The organism is Comamonas sp. CMM02, from assembly GCF_014851485.1.
In the GTDB taxonomy this organism is placed as follows: domain Bacteria; phylum Pseudomonadota; class Gammaproteobacteria; order Burkholderiales; family Burkholderiaceae_C; genus Comamonas; species Comamonas avium.
Genome location: NZ_JACUZW010000004.1, coordinates 238112 through 255953, shown reverse-complemented (window position 1 = coordinate 255953; position 17842 = coordinate 238112). Strand labels below are relative to the sequence as shown.

General features: G+C 60.9%; 18 protein-coding genes. 8 read left to right on the top strand and 10 right to left on the bottom strand.

Annotation, left to right across the window (positions count from 1 at the left end; translation table 11 throughout):
• The first annotated feature begins 15 nt into the window (after positions 1-15).
• A complete protein-coding gene (locus IB213_RS14750) occupies positions 16-438 on the top strand; it encodes a hemerythrin domain-containing protein (RefSeq protein ID WP_191722021.1) in 423 nt (140 codons plus the stop codon).
• Positions 439-686: 248 nt separating this feature from the next.
• Here IB213_RS14750 and IB213_RS14745 read toward each other — a convergent pair whose 3' ends face one another.
• The 4 genes from IB213_RS14745 to IB213_RS14730 form a co-directional block, all read right to left on the bottom strand.
• Complete coding sequence (locus tag IB213_RS14745) at positions 687-1751, bottom strand: homocysteine S-methyltransferase family protein (RefSeq protein WP_192407635.1); 1065 nt, start codon at positions 1749-1751, stop codon at positions 687-689.
• Between the two features lie 66 nt (positions 1752-1817).
• Positions 1818-2501: a DNA oxidative demethylase AlkB gene (alkB, locus tag IB213_RS14740; protein ID WP_192407468.1), complete on the bottom strand. Its 684-nt coding sequence runs from the start codon at positions 2499-2501 to the stop codon at positions 1818-1820.
• Positions 2498-3304, bottom strand: coding sequence for an N-formylglutamate deformylase (hutG, locus tag IB213_RS14735; protein ID WP_191722018.1), 807 nt, complete (start codon positions 3302-3304; stop codon positions 2498-2500). Before hutG ends, alkB begins: the two co-directional genes overlap by 4 nt.
• Positions 3305-3376: 72 nt before the next feature.
• The gene (locus tag IB213_RS14730; RefSeq protein ID WP_192407466.1) at positions 3377-4759 is read right to left on the bottom strand and encodes an FAD-binding oxidoreductase; all 1383 of its coding nucleotides are present in this window, start codon (positions 4757-4759) and stop codon (positions 3377-3379) included.
• A gap of 289 nt (positions 4760-5048) precedes the next feature.
• Here IB213_RS14730 and IB213_RS14725 point away from each other — a divergent pair, with 289 nt between their 5' ends.
• Positions 5049-6917, top strand: a complete 1869-nt coding sequence (locus IB213_RS14725) for a phosphoenolpyruvate carboxykinase (GTP) (protein ID WP_192407464.1) — start codon at positions 5049-5051, stop codon at positions 6915-6917.
• 175 nt (positions 6918-7092) lie between these two features.
• Here the strand turns inward: IB213_RS14725 and IB213_RS14720 are convergent, their stop codons facing one another.
• Positions 7093-7305, bottom strand: a complete 213-nt coding sequence (locus tag IB213_RS14720; protein WP_191722015.1) for a hypothetical protein — start codon at positions 7303-7305, stop codon at positions 7093-7095.
• A 148-nt stretch (positions 7306-7453) separates the two neighbouring features.
• On the opposite strand from IB213_RS14720, the gene IB213_RS14715 reads away from it, so the two are divergent.
• Positions 7454-8410 carry a LysR family transcriptional regulator gene (locus IB213_RS14715; RefSeq protein ID WP_191722014.1) on the top strand — a complete coding sequence of 319 codons (957 nt, stop codon included), beginning with the start codon at positions 7454-7456 and terminating at the stop codon, positions 8408-8410.
• Here IB213_RS14715 and IB213_RS14710 read toward each other — a convergent pair.
• On the bottom strand, positions 8375-9079 hold the full coding sequence (locus IB213_RS14710) for a hypothetical protein (protein WP_192407462.1): 705 nt from the start codon (positions 9077-9079) through the stop codon (positions 8375-8377). The two genes, IB213_RS14715 and IB213_RS14710, sit on opposite strands and share 36 nt — an antisense overlap.
• 118 nt (positions 9080-9197) lie before the next feature.
• Here IB213_RS14710 and IB213_RS14705 point away from each other — a divergent pair, with 118 nt between their 5' ends.
• On the top strand, positions 9198-10052 hold the full coding sequence (locus IB213_RS14705) for a metallophosphoesterase (protein ID WP_191722012.1): 855 nt from the start codon (positions 9198-9200) through the stop codon (positions 10050-10052).
• Positions 10053-10155: 103 nt separating this feature from the next.
• Positions 10156-10581: a universal stress protein gene (locus IB213_RS14700; protein ID WP_191722011.1), complete on the top strand. Its 426-nt coding sequence runs from the start codon at positions 10156-10158 to the stop codon at positions 10579-10581.
• 76 nt (positions 10582-10657) lie between these two features.
• Here IB213_RS14700 and IB213_RS14695 read toward each other — a convergent pair whose 3' ends face one another.
• The 3 genes from IB213_RS14695 to IB213_RS14685 form a co-directional block, all read right to left on the bottom strand.
• Positions 10658-11887 (bottom strand): ATP-binding protein, encoded by a 1230-nt coding sequence (locus IB213_RS14695; RefSeq protein WP_192407460.1) that lies wholly within the window; start codon positions 11885-11887, stop codon positions 10658-10660.
• Positions 11888-11892: 5 nt separating this feature from the next.
• Positions 11893-12624: a response regulator gene (locus tag IB213_RS14690; RefSeq protein ID WP_191722009.1), complete on the bottom strand. Its 732-nt coding sequence runs from the start codon at positions 12622-12624 to the stop codon at positions 11893-11895.
• Between the two features lie 103 nt (positions 12625-12727).
• Positions 12728-14071, bottom strand: a complete 1344-nt coding sequence (locus IB213_RS14685) for an MFS transporter (protein WP_192407458.1) — start codon at positions 14069-14071, stop codon at positions 12728-12730.
• Positions 14072-14130: 59 nt separating this feature from the next.
• Here IB213_RS14685 and IB213_RS14680 point away from each other — a divergent pair, with 59 nt between their 5' ends.
• From IB213_RS14680 to IB213_RS14670, 3 genes are all read left to right on the top strand, one after another.
• Entirely contained in the window at positions 14131-14817 is a 687-nt protein-coding gene (locus IB213_RS14680) for an AraC family transcriptional regulator (protein ID WP_191722007.1), read from the top strand.
• A gap of 36 nt (positions 14818-14853) precedes the next feature.
• A complete protein-coding gene (locus IB213_RS14675) occupies positions 14854-15894 on the top strand; it encodes a DMT family transporter (protein ID WP_370551220.1) in 1041 nt (346 codons plus the stop codon).
• Between the two features lie 167 nt (positions 15895-16061).
• Positions 16062-16853 (top strand): M48 family metallopeptidase, encoded by a 792-nt coding sequence (locus IB213_RS14670; RefSeq protein ID WP_225561153.1) that lies wholly within the window; start codon positions 16062-16064, stop codon positions 16851-16853.
• A gap of 328 nt (positions 16854-17181) precedes the next feature.
• On the opposite strand, the gene IB213_RS14665 is transcribed toward IB213_RS14670, so the two are convergent.
• Complete coding sequence (locus tag IB213_RS14665) at positions 17182-17820, bottom strand: MBL fold metallo-hydrolase (protein ID WP_191722005.1); 639 nt, start codon at positions 17818-17820, stop codon at positions 17182-17184.
• Positions 17821-17842: the final 22 nt, after the last annotated feature.

Here is a 17842-nt window from a genome sequence, read left to right as displayed (position 1 = left end):
ACACAAGGAAGCTTTATGCAGATCGACAAACTCAAGCACCAGCACACCGACATCCTGCGCCGCGTAGCCGCCCTGCGTACGCTCACACATGCCGGTGTGGCTGACAACGCGCAAGCCATTGCCGAAGGCATTGTCGGCATGAGCGCCGTGATCAAGCTGCATCTGGCCGTGGAAGATCAGGCGCTGTATCCGTCGCTGCAGCGCGGCGACGATGCAGACCTGGCCCGGCTGGGTCGCATGTACCAGGCCGAGATGGCACCGCTGGCCCAGGCCTATGACGCCTTTGTGCGCCGCTGGAATACGGCACAGCACCTGCGCGAGGATGCCGAAGGTTTTCGGGCCGATGCGAACAACGTGCTGCGCCGCCTGCACGAACGCATGCAGCGCGAAAACCTGGAGTTTTACCCGCGCATTGAAGCGCAGGCGGAGTTGGCGTGATGCGCCCAGCCCCCTGCCCCAACACCATGACCTGAGCGTGCACCACGCGCAGGCCTAGTCCCTGTGTTTTCCTGAGTGGCACTTTACAGCCCTGCTTTGCAGGGCTTTTTTTGGTGCGTTCAGACGCAGAGGTTCAGCAGCCGCGCAAACCGCCATGCAAAAAGCGCCTTGTACCAATGCACAAGGCGCTTGAAAAAATAGCTGTCAACGCTGACTCAGAAAGCGTTCAATGCCAGCTCGTCTGGCCATCAGGCTTCAGCGGGATAGAACAGCTTGCGGCCCTTGTCGCCAGACACCGCCCTGGCAATCGCGCCAATGTGATCGGGCGTAGTGCCGCAGCAGCCACCCACAATGTTGACCAGGCCTTCGGCCGCAAACTCATGCACCAGACGGCTGGTGACATCGGGCGTTTCATCAAAGCCGGTGTCGCTCATGGGGTTGGGCAAACCTGCGTTGGGGTAGCAACTGATGAAGGTGTCTGGCGCGGCCTTGGCCAGCTCCTGAATGTAGGGGCGCATCAGCGTGGCACCCAGCGCGCAGTTCAGGCCCACCGACAGGGGGTTGCTGTGGCGCACGCTGTGCCAGAAGGCCGTCACGGTCTGGCCCGACAAGATGCGGCCCGACGCATCGGTCACGGTGCCGCTGATCATGATGGGCAGCACTTCGCCCGTGGCCTCAAACGCCTCTTGCACCGCAAACAGCGCCGCCTTGGCGTTGAGCGTGTCGAAAATGGTTTCCACCAAAATCACGTCTGCGCCGCCGTTGATCAGATCCACGGTCTGCTCAAAGTAGGCTTGGCGCAGTGTCTCAAAACTCACATTGCGCGCACCGGGGTCGTTGACGTCAGGGCTGATCGATGCGGTCTTGGGCGTAGGGCCCAGTGCACCGGCCACATAGCACTTGCGGCCATTCACGCTGTACTTGTCGCAGGCGGCACGGGCCAGCTGGGCGCTCTTGAGGTTCATCTCGCGCGCCAAATCGGCCATGTGGTAGTCCTCTTGCGCCACGGTGGTCGCGCCAAAGGTGTTGGTCTCGATCAGGTCGGCACCGGCGGCCAGGTACTTTTCGTGGATGTCCCGAATCACGTCCGGGCGGGTGATGGACAGCAGCTCGTTGTTGCCCTTCACGTCGTGGGCAAAGTCGGCAAAACGGTTGCCTGCGCCATCTGCGCCTTGGTAGCCTTCGCCCCGGTACTGGGCTTCACCCAGCTTGAAGCGTTGAATCATGGTGCCCATGGCACCATCCAGAATGGCAATACGTTGCTGCAGCAGGGCAGGCAGCTCTTGGGCGCGGGTGTAGTGGGGCAGGCTCATAGCCCCCGATTGTAGGTTTGCCATCTCTGCCCTGCCGGGCTTGGGCGCATTCCATGCGCGAAGGCCTCAGTGCGCAGCAGCGGGGGCAGCGCCACTGTCGTAGTAGCGCTTGGCCATGCGAAAGGTCAGATTCCAGCGCTCTGCCCCCAGCAGGTGATGCCTGCCATCCTTGAGCGGATTGACGCCGTGGTAGGCCATGCGCGTGGCACCACCCCAGACCAGTACGTCCCCGTGCATCAAAGGCACGCGGCGCACGGGCGACTGGCGTGTCAGCCCGCCCCATAGAAAGGTGCACGGCAACCCCAGCGAGACAGAGACGATGGGGGCATGCCAGTCCATCTCATCTTCGTCGCGGTGCAGAGTCAGTCTGGCTCCGGGCTGGTAGCGGTTCATCAGGCAGGCATCCGGTGCGTAGCCGCCATAGCCTGCCGCTTGTGCAGCTGCCACCGCCTGCTCGAACATGAAGGCAGGCATGGCTGGCCAGGGCAGGCCCGTGCGTGGATCGGTGCTGCTGTAGCTGTAACGCTGAGCGTCTGACACCCAGCCCCAGTGGCCGCAATTGGTCATGGCCACCGACAAGGCCGCGCCGCCGGGGCGCACCATGGTGCGAAACGCAGCCTGTGCAGCCACACTGCGCACGGCGGCCACCCATGCATCCTCTTGCGCAGCGGCCCAGCCACGCAGCAGCACAGCGCCATCGTCCAGGGTGTGCGGTGGCAAGGCAGGGGTGTCAAACAGCGGCAGGCTCATGCCCTGGCAAAGTCCAGTGCAGCTTGCAGCATGCGCTGCAGCGTGGGTTGAATGCGCTCAGCGCGCTCGGGCAGGTAGTCAAACGGCAGCGCCTCTTGCATGTAGCTGCACTGCGTCATCTCCAGCTGCACGGCGTGGATGTTGCGCGCAGGCTGGCCGTAGTGGCGCGTGATGTAGCCGCCCTTGAAGCGGCCATTGAGCACCGCCGTATGCCCCGGGGCCGTTTGCGCAATCTGCAGCAGTTGCTGCGCCAGTGCAGCATCGCAGCTGGTGCCATCCACCGTGCCCAGATTCAGGTCGGGCAGCTTGCCCTCAAAAAAGCGCGGCAGCACGGAACGGATGGAATGCGCATCCCACAGCACAGCACGGCCATGCGTGGCCTGCAGACGGTCCAGCTCGGCACGCAGTTGGCCGTGGTAGGGCTGCCAGTAGGCATCGCGGCGGCGTACCACTTCAGCGGCCTCTACGCTTTGCCGCGCATCGGCGTACAGCGGTGTATCGGCAAAGGTATCGACCGGACACAGCCCCGTCACGCTTTGGCCGGGGTACAGGCTTTCACCATTGGGCGGGCGGTTCAGATCGACCACATAGCGCGAATGCGTGGCCACAAGAATGGAAGCGCCCATGGCTTTGGCAAAGTCGTACAGCAGCGGCATGTGCCAGTCGGTATCGGGCACCTGCCGGGCTTCTGCGGTCAGGCTGTCAGCGATCGGCGGCGGCACATGCGTGCCCGCATGCGGCATGGAGATCAGTAAAGGCGCTGTGCCTTGGTGAAAAACAAAGGGCGAAGGAGCTTGGGTCATACGCAGATAGCTATCAAAAATACCATTTCCAAAGCAAGAGGCGCGCCATGGCACGCCTTGACGTAGCTAGCTTTACAGCACTTTGCCGGGGTTGAGGATGCCCAGCGGGTCCCACGCAGCCTTGATGGCGCGCATGGCGGCCAGCTCTTGCGGGGTTCGGCTCAAGGCCAGATACGGCTTTTTGTGCAGTCCAATACCGTGCTCTGCAGACACCGAGCCATGAAATTCGCCCACCACCTGGTAGAGCATCTCTTCCACGGCCTCGCACTCGCCATTCACGGTAGCGCCATCGGTGGAGACATGCAGATTGCCGTCGCCCACGTGGCCAAAAAACAGTGTGAAGTGACCGGGCCAGCGCGCATCGAACGCGGCCTGTATGGCCTGCGCAAAGCGGCCAATGTCTGCCTGCGGCAGGCTCACATCAAAGTTGATGGGCGGGTGCATGTTGTTATTGAGTTCTGCCGGGGCCTCGCGCAGTTTCCACAGCGCCTTGGCCTGAGTGTGTGACTGGGCAATCACGGCATCCAGCACATCCCCGCCTTCCATGGCAGCGCCCAAGGCTTCTTCTACGGCATCTTGCAGGCTGGCCTCGTCTTTGCCGTCGACATCGATCAGCGCCAGAAAAGGGTGGTTTTCAGCAAATGGAGCTTGCAGTTGCTGCCATTGCACAGAGGCCTGCACAAAACTGTCCCACATCAATTCAAACGCAGCCACGCTGTTGCCAAAGCGCTGCTGCATGTGCTGCAGCACGGCCAGTGCGGCATCAAAATTGGGCATGGCCACCAAGGCTGTGGCCTTGGCTTGCGGCTGGGGGCGCAGACGCAGCAGCACGCGGGTGATGACGCCCAGCGTACCTTCAGAGCCAATGAAAAACTGTTTGAGGTCGTAGCCCGTGTTGTTCTTGATCATGGGGCGCAGCATGGGCAGCACGCTGCCGTCTGCCAGCACCACCTCCAGCCCCAGCACTTGCTCGCGCATCATGCCGTGCTGCAGCACACCATTGCCACCTGCATTGGTGGCCACGTTGCCGCCAATCTGGCAGCTGCCGCGCGCGCCCAGATCCACGCCAAACACCAGACCCGCTTGCACTGCCGCCTCTTGCACGGCCTGCAATGTGGCTCCGGCCTGCACCGTCATCACCGCAGAGCGGGCGCTGATGTCTTCGATAGCGCTCATGCGCTCCATGGAGATGGTCACACTTGCCTGCACGGGCACCGCACCACCGGCCAGCCCCGTCAAGCCGCCTTGAGGCACCACAGGGATGCGGTGCGCATGGCACAGCCGCAGGGCAGCGCTGACATCTTCTGTGCTGCGCGGGCGCACCAAGGCCAGCGGGGCCACAGGGGGCGTGCCGCTCCAGTCCGTGTGGTAGCGCGCTTGCACCGCATCACCTACCAGCACCGTATCTGCACCCAGCGTTTGCAGCAAAGCTTCCAAGAATTGTTGTTGAGACATCGCTAAACCTTTCACTGCCTGCATTGTGCGGGCGATCACACCTGCCGCCACTGTGCCTACCCACATCCCAAATCCTGGCGAATTGCGCAGATTTTGATTTGCATAAAGTAATGCACCAAATGCATAGTTTTCCATGCAGCACGGATGGCTTTTTTATGACGCCTGCCTAGAATGACCGCCTGCTGCCGAAAAATGTGGCAAGTCAGACCAGAGAGAAAAGCAAAAAACGGTGCTGAGAGTCTCCGCGTGGAGCCTGTCATCACCGCTTTTAACTATCCCGGAGACATCGATGAACGCAGCCGCGCCCAAGGCTCTGCAAGTGCAGGCCCCAGACTATGTAAAAAACCCCCAGCTGATTGCCTGGGTCAGTGAAATGGTGGCCTTGTGCAAGCCCGCCAAGGTGCATTGGTGCGATGGCTCGCAAGCCGAGTACGACGCGCTGTGCCAGCAACTGGTGGATGCAGGTACCTTCAAAAAGCTCAACCCCGCCAAGCGCGCCAACAGCTTTCTGGCCTGCTCTGACCCATCGGACGTGGCCCGCGTAGAAGACCGCACTTTCATCTGCTGCGAAAAAGAAGAAAACGCCGGCCCCACCAACAACTGGAAAGCGCCCGCAGAAATGCGCGCGCTCTTGAACCCCCTGTTTGACGGCTGCATGGCCGGGCGCACCATGTATGTGGTGCCGTTTTCCATGGGTCCGCTGGGCTCCCCCATTGCACACATTGGTATTGAACTGTCTGACAGCGCCTATGTGGCCGTCAACATGAAGATCATGACCCGCATGGGCAAGGCCGTGTACGACGTGATTGGCACCGATGGCGAGTTTGTACCCTGCGTGCACACCGTGGGCGCGCCACTCAAGGACGGCGAGAAAGACACCACCAGCTGGCCGTGCAACCCCACGACCAAGTACATCGTGCATTACCCAGAAACGCGTGAAATCTGGTCGTATGGCTCGGGCTACGGCGGCAACGCGCTGCTGGGCAAAAAGTGTTTTGCGCTGCGCATTGCCTCCACCATGGGCCGCGATCAGGGCTGGCTGGCAGAGCACATGCTGATCTTGGGCGTAAGCAACCCTCAAGGCAAGAAGTACCACGTGGCAGCCGCCTTCCCCTCGGCCTGCGGCAAGACCAACTTCTCCATGCTGGTGCCTCCGGCTGGCTTTGACGGCTGGAAGGTCACCACCATTGGTGACGATATCGCCTGGATCAAGCCTCAGGCCGACGGCAGCCTGCGCGCCATCAACCCCGAGGCCGGTTACTTTGGCGTGGCCCCCGGCACCAACATGCTGACCAACCCCAACTGCATGAAGAGCCTCAACGAGAACGTGATCTTCACCAACGTTGCGCTGACCGACGACGGCGACGTGTGGTGGGAAGGCATGGAAAAGGACACAGGCTTTGTGCCCGAGCACCTGATCGACTGGCAAGGCCGAGACTGGACACCCGCCATCGCCAAGGAAACGGGCGCCAAGGCTGCCCACCCCAACGCCCGCTTTACCGTAGCCGCCATCAACAACCCGGCGCTGGACGAAGCCTGGGACGACCCAGCAGGCGTGAAGATTGATGCATTCATCTTCGGTGGCCGCCGCTCTACCACCGTGCCTTTGGTGACTGAAGCGCGTGACTGGACCGAAGGCGTGTACATGGCTGCCACCATGGGTTCAGAAACCACTGCCGCCGCCTTTGGCGCACAAGGCGTGGTGCGCCGCGATCCATTTGCGATGCTGCCATTTGCCGGATACAACATGAGCCACTACTTCCAGCACTGGCTGGATCTGGGCCAGAAAATGCAAGCCACGGGCGCCACACTGCCCAAGATTTTCACCACCAACTGGTTCCGCAAAGATGCCGACGGCAAGTTTGTCTGGCCCGGCTATGGTGAAAACATGCGCGTTCTGAAGTGGATGATTGACCGCATCGAAGGCCAGGTACAAGGCCAGGAAACCGCCTTTGGCGTGGCTCCGCAATACGGTGAAATCAACTGGACAGGCATGAACTTCAGCGCCGAGCAGTTTGCCACCGTCACCGGCATCGACAAAGACGCCTGGGCGCAAGAGATGCAGCTGCACGCAGCGCACTTTGAGCAATTGGCCAGCGGCATGCCTCAGGCCCTGCTGGACACCAAGGCACAGCTGGAAGCACGATTGGCTGCTTAAAACAATAGCTGCCAACGCTTGTATTTAAAGCACTTCAGATACAAAACATACACAAATGCAAAAGGAGCTTGCGCTGCAAGCTCCTTTTTTTACATATTACGCTTTGGATCAACAAAAAAGCCGCTGCACAGACAGCGGCTTTTTGCGTGCGGACACTGCGGTGTCCGTCACTGTTTTAATGTTTGGCAGCCGTTGCAGACATGGCACGCGACAGGTCGGCCATCACACGTGCATCTTGCAGCGCCATGTTCCATGTCAGCTCATCGGCACGCACCGCACGGCGCGCAGCCTGCCACGCCTTCCATTGCTTGGCGGCAATAGAGGCCAGCCATGGGAACAATGCACGGGGAGTGGTGCGGACAGGATAGGGGGCGGTCGAGGTGGTCATGATAGGGGCCTTGGCTGTGCATCACCGCAGTGTTGCTTGTGGCAGTCTTAGTGATGCGAGGCCTCAATACTAGGGTTATCCCTAAAACCTTTCAAATTTATATTTTGAATTCCAATCATTCACGGCAGTGATGATTAAATGCCGCAGCATGAGCCCTCAAGACTTTCGTGCGCTGGATTTGAATTTGCTTCGCGTTTTTGACGCCGTCATGGCTGAAGGCAGTTTGACGCGTGCCGCGGACAAGTTAGCGCTCACTCAGCCAGCAGTAAGCAATGCCATGCGCCGCTTGCGCGATGCGCTGGGCGACGAACTGCTGGTTCGCCAGGGCCATGGCGTACAACCCACGCCGCGAGCGCTGACGCTGTGGCCCATCGTGCGCGATGCTTTGGGCAACCTGCAGCAAAGCCTGGCACCGGCACACTTTGACCCCGCTACCGCCAGCATCACCTTGGTACTGGCCATGGCCGATGCCACCGCCGGTACGCTGGTGCCCAATCTGGTGCCAATTTTGGAGCGTGAGGCTCCGCACATATCGATCCGCATCGTGCCGCTGACCACGCGCGACCCCCGTGGCTTGCTGGATGCAGAAAGCGCTGACATGGCCGTGGGGCACTTTCCCGCCGTGCTGGCCGACCTGACGGCCCGTGCCCAGTCCGGCGCACTGGTGCCGCATGAGCACCGCAGGCTGTATGACGGGGAGTACGTGGCAGTCATGCGCAAAAGCCATCCGCTGGCCTTGATGCCACTGACGCTGGAACACTACTGCGCAGCACGGCACCTGCTGGTGAGCTTTTCAGGCCGGGCCTATGGTTTCATTGATGAAGCCTTGGCTGCGCTGGGCCGTGAGCGGCACATTGTGCTGACCGTCAACCAGTACGCCACCGCGGCACGCGTAGTCACCCAGTCCGATCTGGTGACCGTACTGCCCCGGCACTTTGTGCCCATCACCGGCATCCAGCACCAGTTGCAGGTGCACCCCCTGCCACTGGAGGTGCAGGCCGTGCACGTCGACGCCCTGTGGCACAAGCGGGGGCCCAACCGGCCAGCCTATGAATGGCTGCTGCAAGCCTTAAATCGTGCGACGCTCAAGGCCTTTAGTCAGTGAAAAGTGCATGGTCTGCAGATAGCTGGACGAGCGCCACTCCTGCATGTGGTGCAGCAGCACCCACTGTGCCCACCACAATGCAGCATAGGTCCAGCACTGGGCCACTTCCCCCATGACCGCCAAGGTGGCATCGGGCAATTTATGCATCCAGGCGCTGCCATGGCCCTGCGCCAGCACCGACAGGAGCATGGCCAGCGCAGCCACCAGCAGACAACCCCAGGGGATCGCCCGCTCGCGCAGCCAGCGCAAAACAACGCGGCTGATCAACCGGTGGCGCACCACCCAGTACACGCACGCCAGCAGCATGCCCAGACAGAGACCCATCATTGCGGGCTTCCACCACAGCAGTCCCCAGCTGCCGATCACCTCGCCTGCACCGGCAGAGGCAGAGGTGACAGATAGCGCGTCCCATGCCAGCTCATGGCCCAGCACGCTCAGCCAGCACAGTGCTGCCACCCACCAAATCTTGCTCGCGGCCATGCCTCGCTGCTGGCGCGCAGCCATCAAGGCCACCAGCATGCCCAGCACCAGCGTGGCAGCCTGCACGTTCTGCAAGAGCCCATATTCCTGGCCCCACGACAGTGGTAATCCCACTGACAGCACAACGCTCACGCACAGGCCCGCCAGCAGCAGCCAGCTACTGGATCGTATATTTACAAGGGTTCTCATGTTTGACCAGCTTGCTTGCAAAAAGTAAGCAACATCTCGATAAAGAACGCGATTCTAGAAAGGCTGCACCAAACGCGTGCATGCACGAGAATTCGTTTTGTGCATTTCCTCTGGCGCTATGAAATTACAACTGCTCTCCGACCTCCACCTTGAAGCTCACCCCCACTTTCAGCCCACTGCGGCCCCGGATGCCGAGGTCCTGGTGCTGGCGGGCGACATAGGCTCCTACCAAGAGGGCGGTTTGCTGCAGGATGAGTACTTTGGCCTGGAGCGTTTCTCGCCGCTGCCGCAATTTGCGTCATGGCCTTGCCCCGTGATTTTTGTCCCAGGCAACCACGAGTACGACATGCAGGACTGGGATGTGGCCCATGCGCGACTGCGCCGTGTCTGCGATGCCCTGGGCATCATCTGGCTTGAGCGAGAAAGTCTGGTTTTGAACCAGGTGCGCTTTGTAGGCACCACCTTGTGGACCGACTATGACGCCATCGCCCTGCTGGATCCACAGGTGCAGGCTGGTGACGTGGGGCGCCTGCTCAAGCAGCGTGAAAAATCCTTCCGGGCCGCCAACTTCTATTTACGCAAAACTGGCGGCACACGCCACGGCCAGCCCTTTCTGGCCGAGCCCATGCGTGAGCAAGCCTTGGTGTGCCAGGACTGGCTGCGCCACGCTTTGCAGCAACCCTTTGCAGGCAAAACCGTGGCCATCACCCACTTTGCCCCCAGCCTGCAAAGCCACGACCCACGCTACGGCCTGGTACCCGGCACGGCAGGTTTTTGCAATGCGCTGGATGACCTGCTTGCCCATGCCGACCTGTGGCTGCACGGCCACCTGCATGCTCCCAGCGATTACCAGGTGCAGGGCTTGCACGCCGACGGCAGCGAATGGCGCTGCCGCGTCGTCGCCAACCCACTGGGCTATGCCCGCAAAGGTGAGCAGGGGCATTTCCTTGCCAGCGCCTGCATCACCTTATGATTTCAGTGTTTTCAGGTTGCAGCGCTCCAAAAACATGACTTAAGTCAAGACAACACGCGCCCCATTGTTTACCCTTGTCCTCATCAATTTGGAAAGATGTCTCATGAAAATCCTGCTTGCTGTTGACGGTAGCCCCTTCACCAAAAAAATGCTGGCCTATCTGGCCGCCCACGATGAGCTGGTTGCTGCAGGCCGTCACGACTACACCGTCCTGACCGTCCAATCCGCCCTGCCTCCCCGTGCACGTGCCGCACTGAGCAAAGACATGGTCGATGAGTACTACGCTGAAGAAGCCACCAAAGTGCTGGACCCCGTCACCAAATTCCTGGGCCAAAGCGGTATCACGCCCGCACGCCGCGCCGAAATCGGCCCCGCCGGTGAAGTGATTGCAAAGGTTGCAGAAGACGAAAAGTTTGATCTGATCATCATGGGCACCCACGGCCACGGCTCGCTGGGCAAGCTGGTGATGGGTTCGGTATCGACGAAGGTACTGGCGAACTGCTCAGTGCCCGTCATGCTGGTGCGCTAATCGACTGCGCATGCAACAAAAAAGCCGGAGTTACCTCCGGCTTTTTTTTGGCTGATCTGCCTGCACACTCCGGCACTCAAACCTGCGCTGATGCAGGCATGGCCTGAGGCAATCGCAGCTCAAAACACGCCCCTTGCAGGCCATCGCAGCGGTCTTTGCAGCGCACACTGCCACCATGGTGCAAGGCAATGCTGCGCACCAGGGCCAGCCCCAGCCCCACGCCGCCGGAGCGTTCACTGGCGCCGGGCAGGCGGTAGAACTTCTCAAAAATACGCTCACGCTGCCCAAGTGGCACACCAGGGCCGTGGTCTTCAACACGCACCACCGCAGTGTCACCCTCTTGGCTGAGAGTCAAAGTGACCTCTCCTTGGCTGTAGCGGCGTGCGTTTTCAAGCAGGTTGCGCACGGCGCGGCGCAGCAATTTGGCGATCGCCTGCACCTCCAGCGCGTCCACCCCCTGCAAAATCAGCTCGGCCTCCACACGGGCACACTCTTCAGCAGCCAGCCCAATCAGGTCTATGGACTCGGTGCTGCCGATATCTACATCTGGCGAATCCAGCCGGCTGGCCAGCAAAATTTCATCCACCAACTGGTCCAGCTCATTAATGTTGCGCTGAATCTCTGCCTTGGCCGCAGAGACGGAGGCATCTCCCCCCATCAGCTCCAATCCCATGCGAATACGCGCCAGCGGTGAGCGCAACTCGTGCGATGCGTTCGCCAGCAAGGCCTTGTGCGACTGCACCAGTTCCTGAACACGGCTGGCGGCAGCATTGAACTGGCGCGCCAGATCTGCCACCTCATCTTGTCCTTCGGTGGCAACACGCACTGACAGATCGCCCTCACCAAAGCGTTGCACACCGCGCTGCAGGTTTTCAAGGCGCTTGAGCAAACGGCGAATGATGGGAAACACCCCCACGATGACGACCACGCCAATCATGCCCAGCAGCCACAAGAAACCAAATGGCGGGCGCAGCCAGAACGCCGCATGCCCGCCTGGTGGAGGGCGGTTGTTGTGCGGCGTACGAGCGCCCATGGACAACTTCCAGCTTTCGCCCTTGGCCGTGTCAATTTCAAATACCAGTCCATCGTTGGGGCTGTACACACGGGAGGCACGCCCTTGCACGATGACATTGCCTTGTGCATCGGTCATGACCAGCTCGCGCTGCGAAGGGGCGGTCTGGTTTTGCGCGTTTTGCTCGGCCGCCATCTGCCACGCCCAGCCCACCAGCAGGGTCAGCACGGCGACCCCGCCCACCACGGCCAGCCAGATGCGCAGGTACAAGCGCTGGGAAAATGCCTTGAACATGCGCCTCAATCCTGCTGCTTGGCAAACACATAGCCCACGCCACGCACCGTCAAAATGCGCTTGGGGGCTTTGGGGTCCACTTCAATGGCGGCACGAATGCGGCCCATGTGCACGTCAATCGATCGGTCAAATGCCTCCAGTTCACGGCCTCGCACGGCCTCCATGATCTGGTCACGCGTCAGCACACGACCGGCTCGCTCGGCCAGCGCAACCAGCAAATCAAACTGGTAGCTGGTCAGCTCTGCGCTTTCGCCAGCCACACTGACGGTGCGGGCATCACGGTCAATCTCCAGAGAGCCAAAGCGCATCACATTGGCAGCAGCCTGAACCGAAGCCGGTGTGAAATCATCGCCGCGCCGACGCAAGATGGCGCGAATGCGGGCCAGCAATTCACGGGGTTCAAAAGGTTTGGGCAAGTAATCATCGGCCCCCAGCTCCAGACCAATCACGCGGTCCATGGGGTCGCCCTTGGCGGTGAGCATGAGCACCGGAACTTTGGCCACTGGCCCCGGCATTGCACGCACACGGCGGCACACTTCCAGGCCATCCATGTCCGGCAGCATCAAGTCAAGGATCAACAAATCAGGCAATGCGCCCGCACCACCCTGCAGTCTGGCCAGCCCACTGGTGGCATCGGCGCAATGCACGACCGACAAACTGTTTTGCCCCAGATAGTCGCTGACCATATCGGCCAGGCGCACATCGTCTTCAATCATCAACAGGGTATGTGTGCTCATAGCCTGCAGTGTAGGCGCGCTGTTTATCTGCTGCGTAAAGCCAAGGTAAATCGCGCGCAACCGGGCGCGCAGCAGCTATCGAGAAGCTGCCCACGCTGGTCTGTCAGCGGTCTGAGCCTATTTTTACCTTCGATGCCAACGCCACCAAAATCAACACGGGAAGGCCCAGACAAGCTGTTGCGATAAAAAATGACTCGTAACCGTAGGCATCCACAAACTGCCCTGAAAAGCCCGCCAGCCATTTGGGTGCCAGCAGCATCATGGAGCTGAACAACGCGTACTGCGTGGCCGAGTACTGCACGTTCGTCAGGCTTGACAGGTAGGCGATGAAGGCTGCCGAAGCAATCCCCCCGGCCAGATTGTCGGCACTGACCACCAGCGTCAGCCCTGTTAAATCATGTCCCCGCGTGGCCAGCCAGGCAAACAGCAAGTTACTGGCCGCCGACAAAATGGCACCGAGCATCAGCACGCGCATTACGCCCCAGCGCATGGCCATCACGCCGCCAATGAAGGCCCCCAGCAGCGTCATGATGACGCCAAAGACCTTGGTCACCGCCGCCACCTCGTCCTTGCTGAAGCCCATGTCTACATAGAAAGGGTTAGCCATGATGCCCATCACCACATCGCTGATGCGATAGACCGCAATCAGCGCCAACACCAGCGCGGCCTGCCAGCGGTAGCGCTGCACAAAGTCGGCAAACGGGGCCACCAATGCCACTTTCAGCCATTCACCGATATTTTTGGACGGCACCAGCGGCTTGGGGTTGGGCTCTCTGGAACACAGCACGGTCACCACCCCCACCAGCATGCTCGCTGCCATCACCAGATATGCAAGCTGCCATGCGCTGTGCACATAGCCTGTGACATCGCCCTGCGCTCTGGCCGCCAGCCACAGCGCGCCGGCACCCGCCCAGATCATGGCCAGACGGTAACCTGTCTGGTAGGTGGCCGCCAGCGCGGCCTGCCGCTCAGCATCTGCCGACTCAATGCGAAAAGCATCCAGCGCAATGTCCTGCGTCGCAGAACCAAAGGCCACCGCCAGGGCACACCACACGATGGGGTCCAGCGCACGCAGCGGGTCGCTGAACGCCATGCCCACCAGACCCGCCATGATCATGGCCTGCGACAGCAGCAACCAGCTGCGCCTACGCCCCAGCACCCGGGTGAGCAGGGGCAAAGGCATGCGATCCACCAAGGGCGACCACAACCATTTGAAGGCGTAAGCCAGTGCCACCCAGCTCAGGTAACCAATCGTGGTGCGGTTGATCCCCGCCTCGCGCAACCAAAATGAAAGCGTTCCCAGCACCAGCAGCAGGGGCAATCCGGCTGAGAACCCCAACGCCAGCATGCGCAGACTGGCTGGCTCGGCATACACCTTTACCGTGGCGGCCCAGGAACGGCGGGGTTTGGAAGGCTCGGGGAATTCGGGAGATGAGGCGTCAGACATGGTGCTGTGCAAAAAGCGTTGTCCCATTATCACCAGCCCAGCTACCATATTGGCTCACCATGTCCAACGCCCACCAGCCTGTTACCGTTGATTGCAGCATTCGCCACTATTGCGGCGAGCATGCTGCGCATGTGCACCAGGGGCACACCCAGTTGCTCTATGCACTGACGGGGCGCATGGAGCTGGAAGTCGAGGGCCGCGCCTCCTTTGTCGATACCGCCTGCGGCCTGCTGATTCCCGCAGGCTGTCGGCACGGCTATCTGGCCCCCCCTGGGGCCCAAATGCTGGTGCTGGATGTTGCAGCCAGCACCTACCCTGCGCTCGACAAGGTACGACGCTTTCAGGTGCCTGCTGCGGCGCGCTGCATGCCCCACCAGCTGCACCCTGAAGCACGTCTGCAATTGCTGCTGCAATCGCCCCTGCTGCTCTCGCGCCGCAGCGTGGACGTGCAGGCTATTGAACGCCAGGTACGCACTGAGCTGCATGCACCATGGCCCACGGCGCGCCTGGCAGCACTGACACACCTCAGTGCTCAGCGTTTTCATGCGCGCTGGCACGAGCTGACCGGTGCCACACCCCAGCAATGGCTGCGCAGCTTACGGCTGGATGAGGCGCAGCGCCAGTTGGCGCGTGGGCGCAACCTGCAATCGTGCGCCACTGCCTGCGGCTATGCCAGCGCCAGCGCTTTGGCCTATGCGCTGCGACGCGATCGCAGCACGGGTGCACGCCAGTTGCGCAAACCTTAGAGCCTGTCACACGCTCCAGCCCATCAAAGGCTGACCGTGAAGAGACAAAGCGCAAAGCCGCACGACAAGGCACAGCAACGGCTGCAGTACGGGCGGGGCGCGCAAGCTTTGATGCCTTGCGCGCAGAATGCGCGTTTCTCGACATTTGCTGGCCAGCTGGCTGGCAACATGCTCAGCATGCCGCAATCTTTTTCTTCCATGCACGGTGTCGTGCTTGTGCTTTTGGCTGCAGTGCTCTGGGGCACCACGGGCACTGCCCACAGTTTTGCACCCGCAGGCATGCCGCCTTTCTGGGTGGGCGCGCTGCGCCTGGTCATGGCTGGCACGTTCTTTCTGCTGCTCAACCGTTTATTGCACACCCGTACCGCAGCAAAGTCTGCACCACTGAACTGGGCACGCGTACTGCTGTGCGCCCTGTGCATGGTGACCTACAACATGGCTTTTTTTGCAGGGCTGCAATACACAGGCATCGGTCTGGGTACTGCCGTGGCCATTGGCTCCAGCCCCGTCTGGGCAGGCTTGCTGCAAGCCCTTATCTTGCGGCGCTGGCCCCATGGTTTGTGGTGGCTGGGCACAGCCATTGGCGTAGTCGGAGGCTTTGTCATGACGCTGGGCAAAGCGGGTGCCATGCACACCTCGTTTATCGGGCTGGCTCTGTGTCTGCTGGCCGGGTTTGCCTATGGGGCTTATGCCATCGTCAGCCAGCCGCTGATTTTGCAATCCGGCGTCACGCGGGTGAACGCATGGGTGTTCTTCAGCGCAGCACTCATTGCATTACCCATTGCAGCCGCTCTGGGTGGCTCCCCCCATTTCAACGCCCAAGGCTGGGCGGTGGTGGTGTATCTGGGGGTAGTCGCTACTGGCGTGGCATACCTGCTGTTCTCTATTGGGTTGCGCAGCGTTTCCGCAGCCACCAGTGTGGCGCTGAGTAAGTTTGAGCCCATCACCGCCTTTGCGCTGTCTATTTGGGTAGTGGGCGAATCTCCCAGCTGGCTGGCATTGGCAGGGCTGGCGCTGGTGTTGCTGGGGTTATGGCTGGTGGTGCACAGCGAAATGCGTCAAAGCCGACAAACTTAGGTACACGCCAGCTTCTACACTGTGGCGCATTGAAGACGGAGTCATTTATGCGCCCTTTCCTGCCCCAGCCCTCCACAGCCGATTCTGACAACGCGCCCTTGTGCCACTGTGGCTCGCGCCACACCGGCGCAGCGCACAGCTTGTGGCAAGCACGCCGGGCATTTTTAATGCTCGGCGGCGTGGCCGCGGCGTCGGCGGCCGCGCCGGCCTGGGCACAGGTGCAAGTGGGCGAAGCATCGCGCTTGCGCCATTTGATTCCTGCGCAGGAACTGGAGGCCGCAGCAGAGCAGCAATATGCCGAGCTGATTGAGCAAGCCAAGGCCAAAGGTGTTCTGGTCGCCGCCAGCAACGCACAAAGCCAGCGTTTGCAGCGCATTGCCAACGCCCTGATTCCACACACCTATGCATGGAACGAGCGCGCGCAGCAATGGCGCTGGGCAGTCGCGCTGATTCGCAGCGATGACGTGAACGCTTTTTGCATGCCCGGCGGCAAGATCGCTTTTTTCACCGGCATCATCGACAAGCTCAAACTGACGGATGACGAAATTGCCATGATCATGGGCCACGAAATGGCCCATGCGCTGCGCGAACACTCGCGCGAGCAACTTGCTAAAAATTCGGCCACCAGCATTGGCATCTCACTGGGTGCGCAGTTGCTGGGGCTGGGCGACATGGGCAACTACGCCGCCCGTCTGGGCGGCCAGTTGCTGAGCCTGCGCTTTAGCCGCAACGACGAAAGTGACGCCGATCTGGTCGGTCTGGAGATTGCGGCACGCGCTGGCTACAACCCCAATGCTTCGGTCACGCTGTGGCAGAAAATGGGCAACGCTACGGGCAGTAGTGCCAATGGTCTGGCCTTCCTCTCCACCCACCCCAGCGGCCCGGAACGCATTCGCGAATTGCAGCGCAACGTCCCCCGCGTACAAGCGCTGTACCAGGCAGCGCGCACGCAGCGCTAAGGGATGCGGGCAGCCCCCGGACCTTGAAGCTTTGCAGTGGGACACTGGCAGATGTAAAGCCGCAGTCGAGCCGTGCTGTGCGGCCAGGCAAATCAAACCCGCGAGCTACCAAAAGCCAGTGTTCGTGCACCTTTATACAGACTTGCCTTCGCTGGCAGTCCACAGCCGGTCACCGTCACCGCACCTTCGCCTGCGCTGCTCAGTCAGCCAGCACATGGCAAGGGTGGCATTGTTCACAGCACTGAAAAGCGCTTTTCAGCAATTTGAATGCACCGACCCACTCAGCCTAAGAAGCCTTGCTGACGCCCTGCATGCTGAAAAAACCTTCTCAGGTGTTGCCCACGTAAGGATTGGTCTTGCGCTCACGGCCAAAGCTGCTTTCCGGGCCGTGGCCGGGCACGAACACCGTCTGGTCTCCCATGGGCCACAGACGCTGAACGATGGAGTCGATCAACTGTTGGTGGTTGCCTTGGGGGAAATCGGTGCGCCCGATGCTGCCTGCAAACAGCACGTCGCCCACAAAGCAGCGATCAATTTGCGGCGCGTGGAACACCACATGCCCGGGCGTATGGCCGGGGGTATGCCGCACATGCAAAGTTTCCTGACCCACACGCACGGTGTCACCATCGTGCAGCCAGCGCGTCGGCTCAAACGATTGTGCAGGTGGGAAACCAAACATCTCACCCTGCTGGGGCAGGCCGTCGATCCAGAAACGATCGCCCTCATGCGGCCCGATGATGTCCAGCGGCTGGCGGGCCGCCAGCTCTGCCACGCCCCCTGCATGGTCAATGTGCCCATGCGTCAGCCAGATGGCCTTGAGGTTCAGGCCCAGCCGCTCAATCTCCCACTCTATGGTTTCCAGCTCTCCGCCTGGGTCAATGACCGCTGCATCTTTGGACTGGTCGCACCACACCAAAGAACAGTTTTGCTGGAATGCGGTAACAGGCAGGGTGTGATAGTGGAGCATGGGGCAAGTGGATATCCGGTTT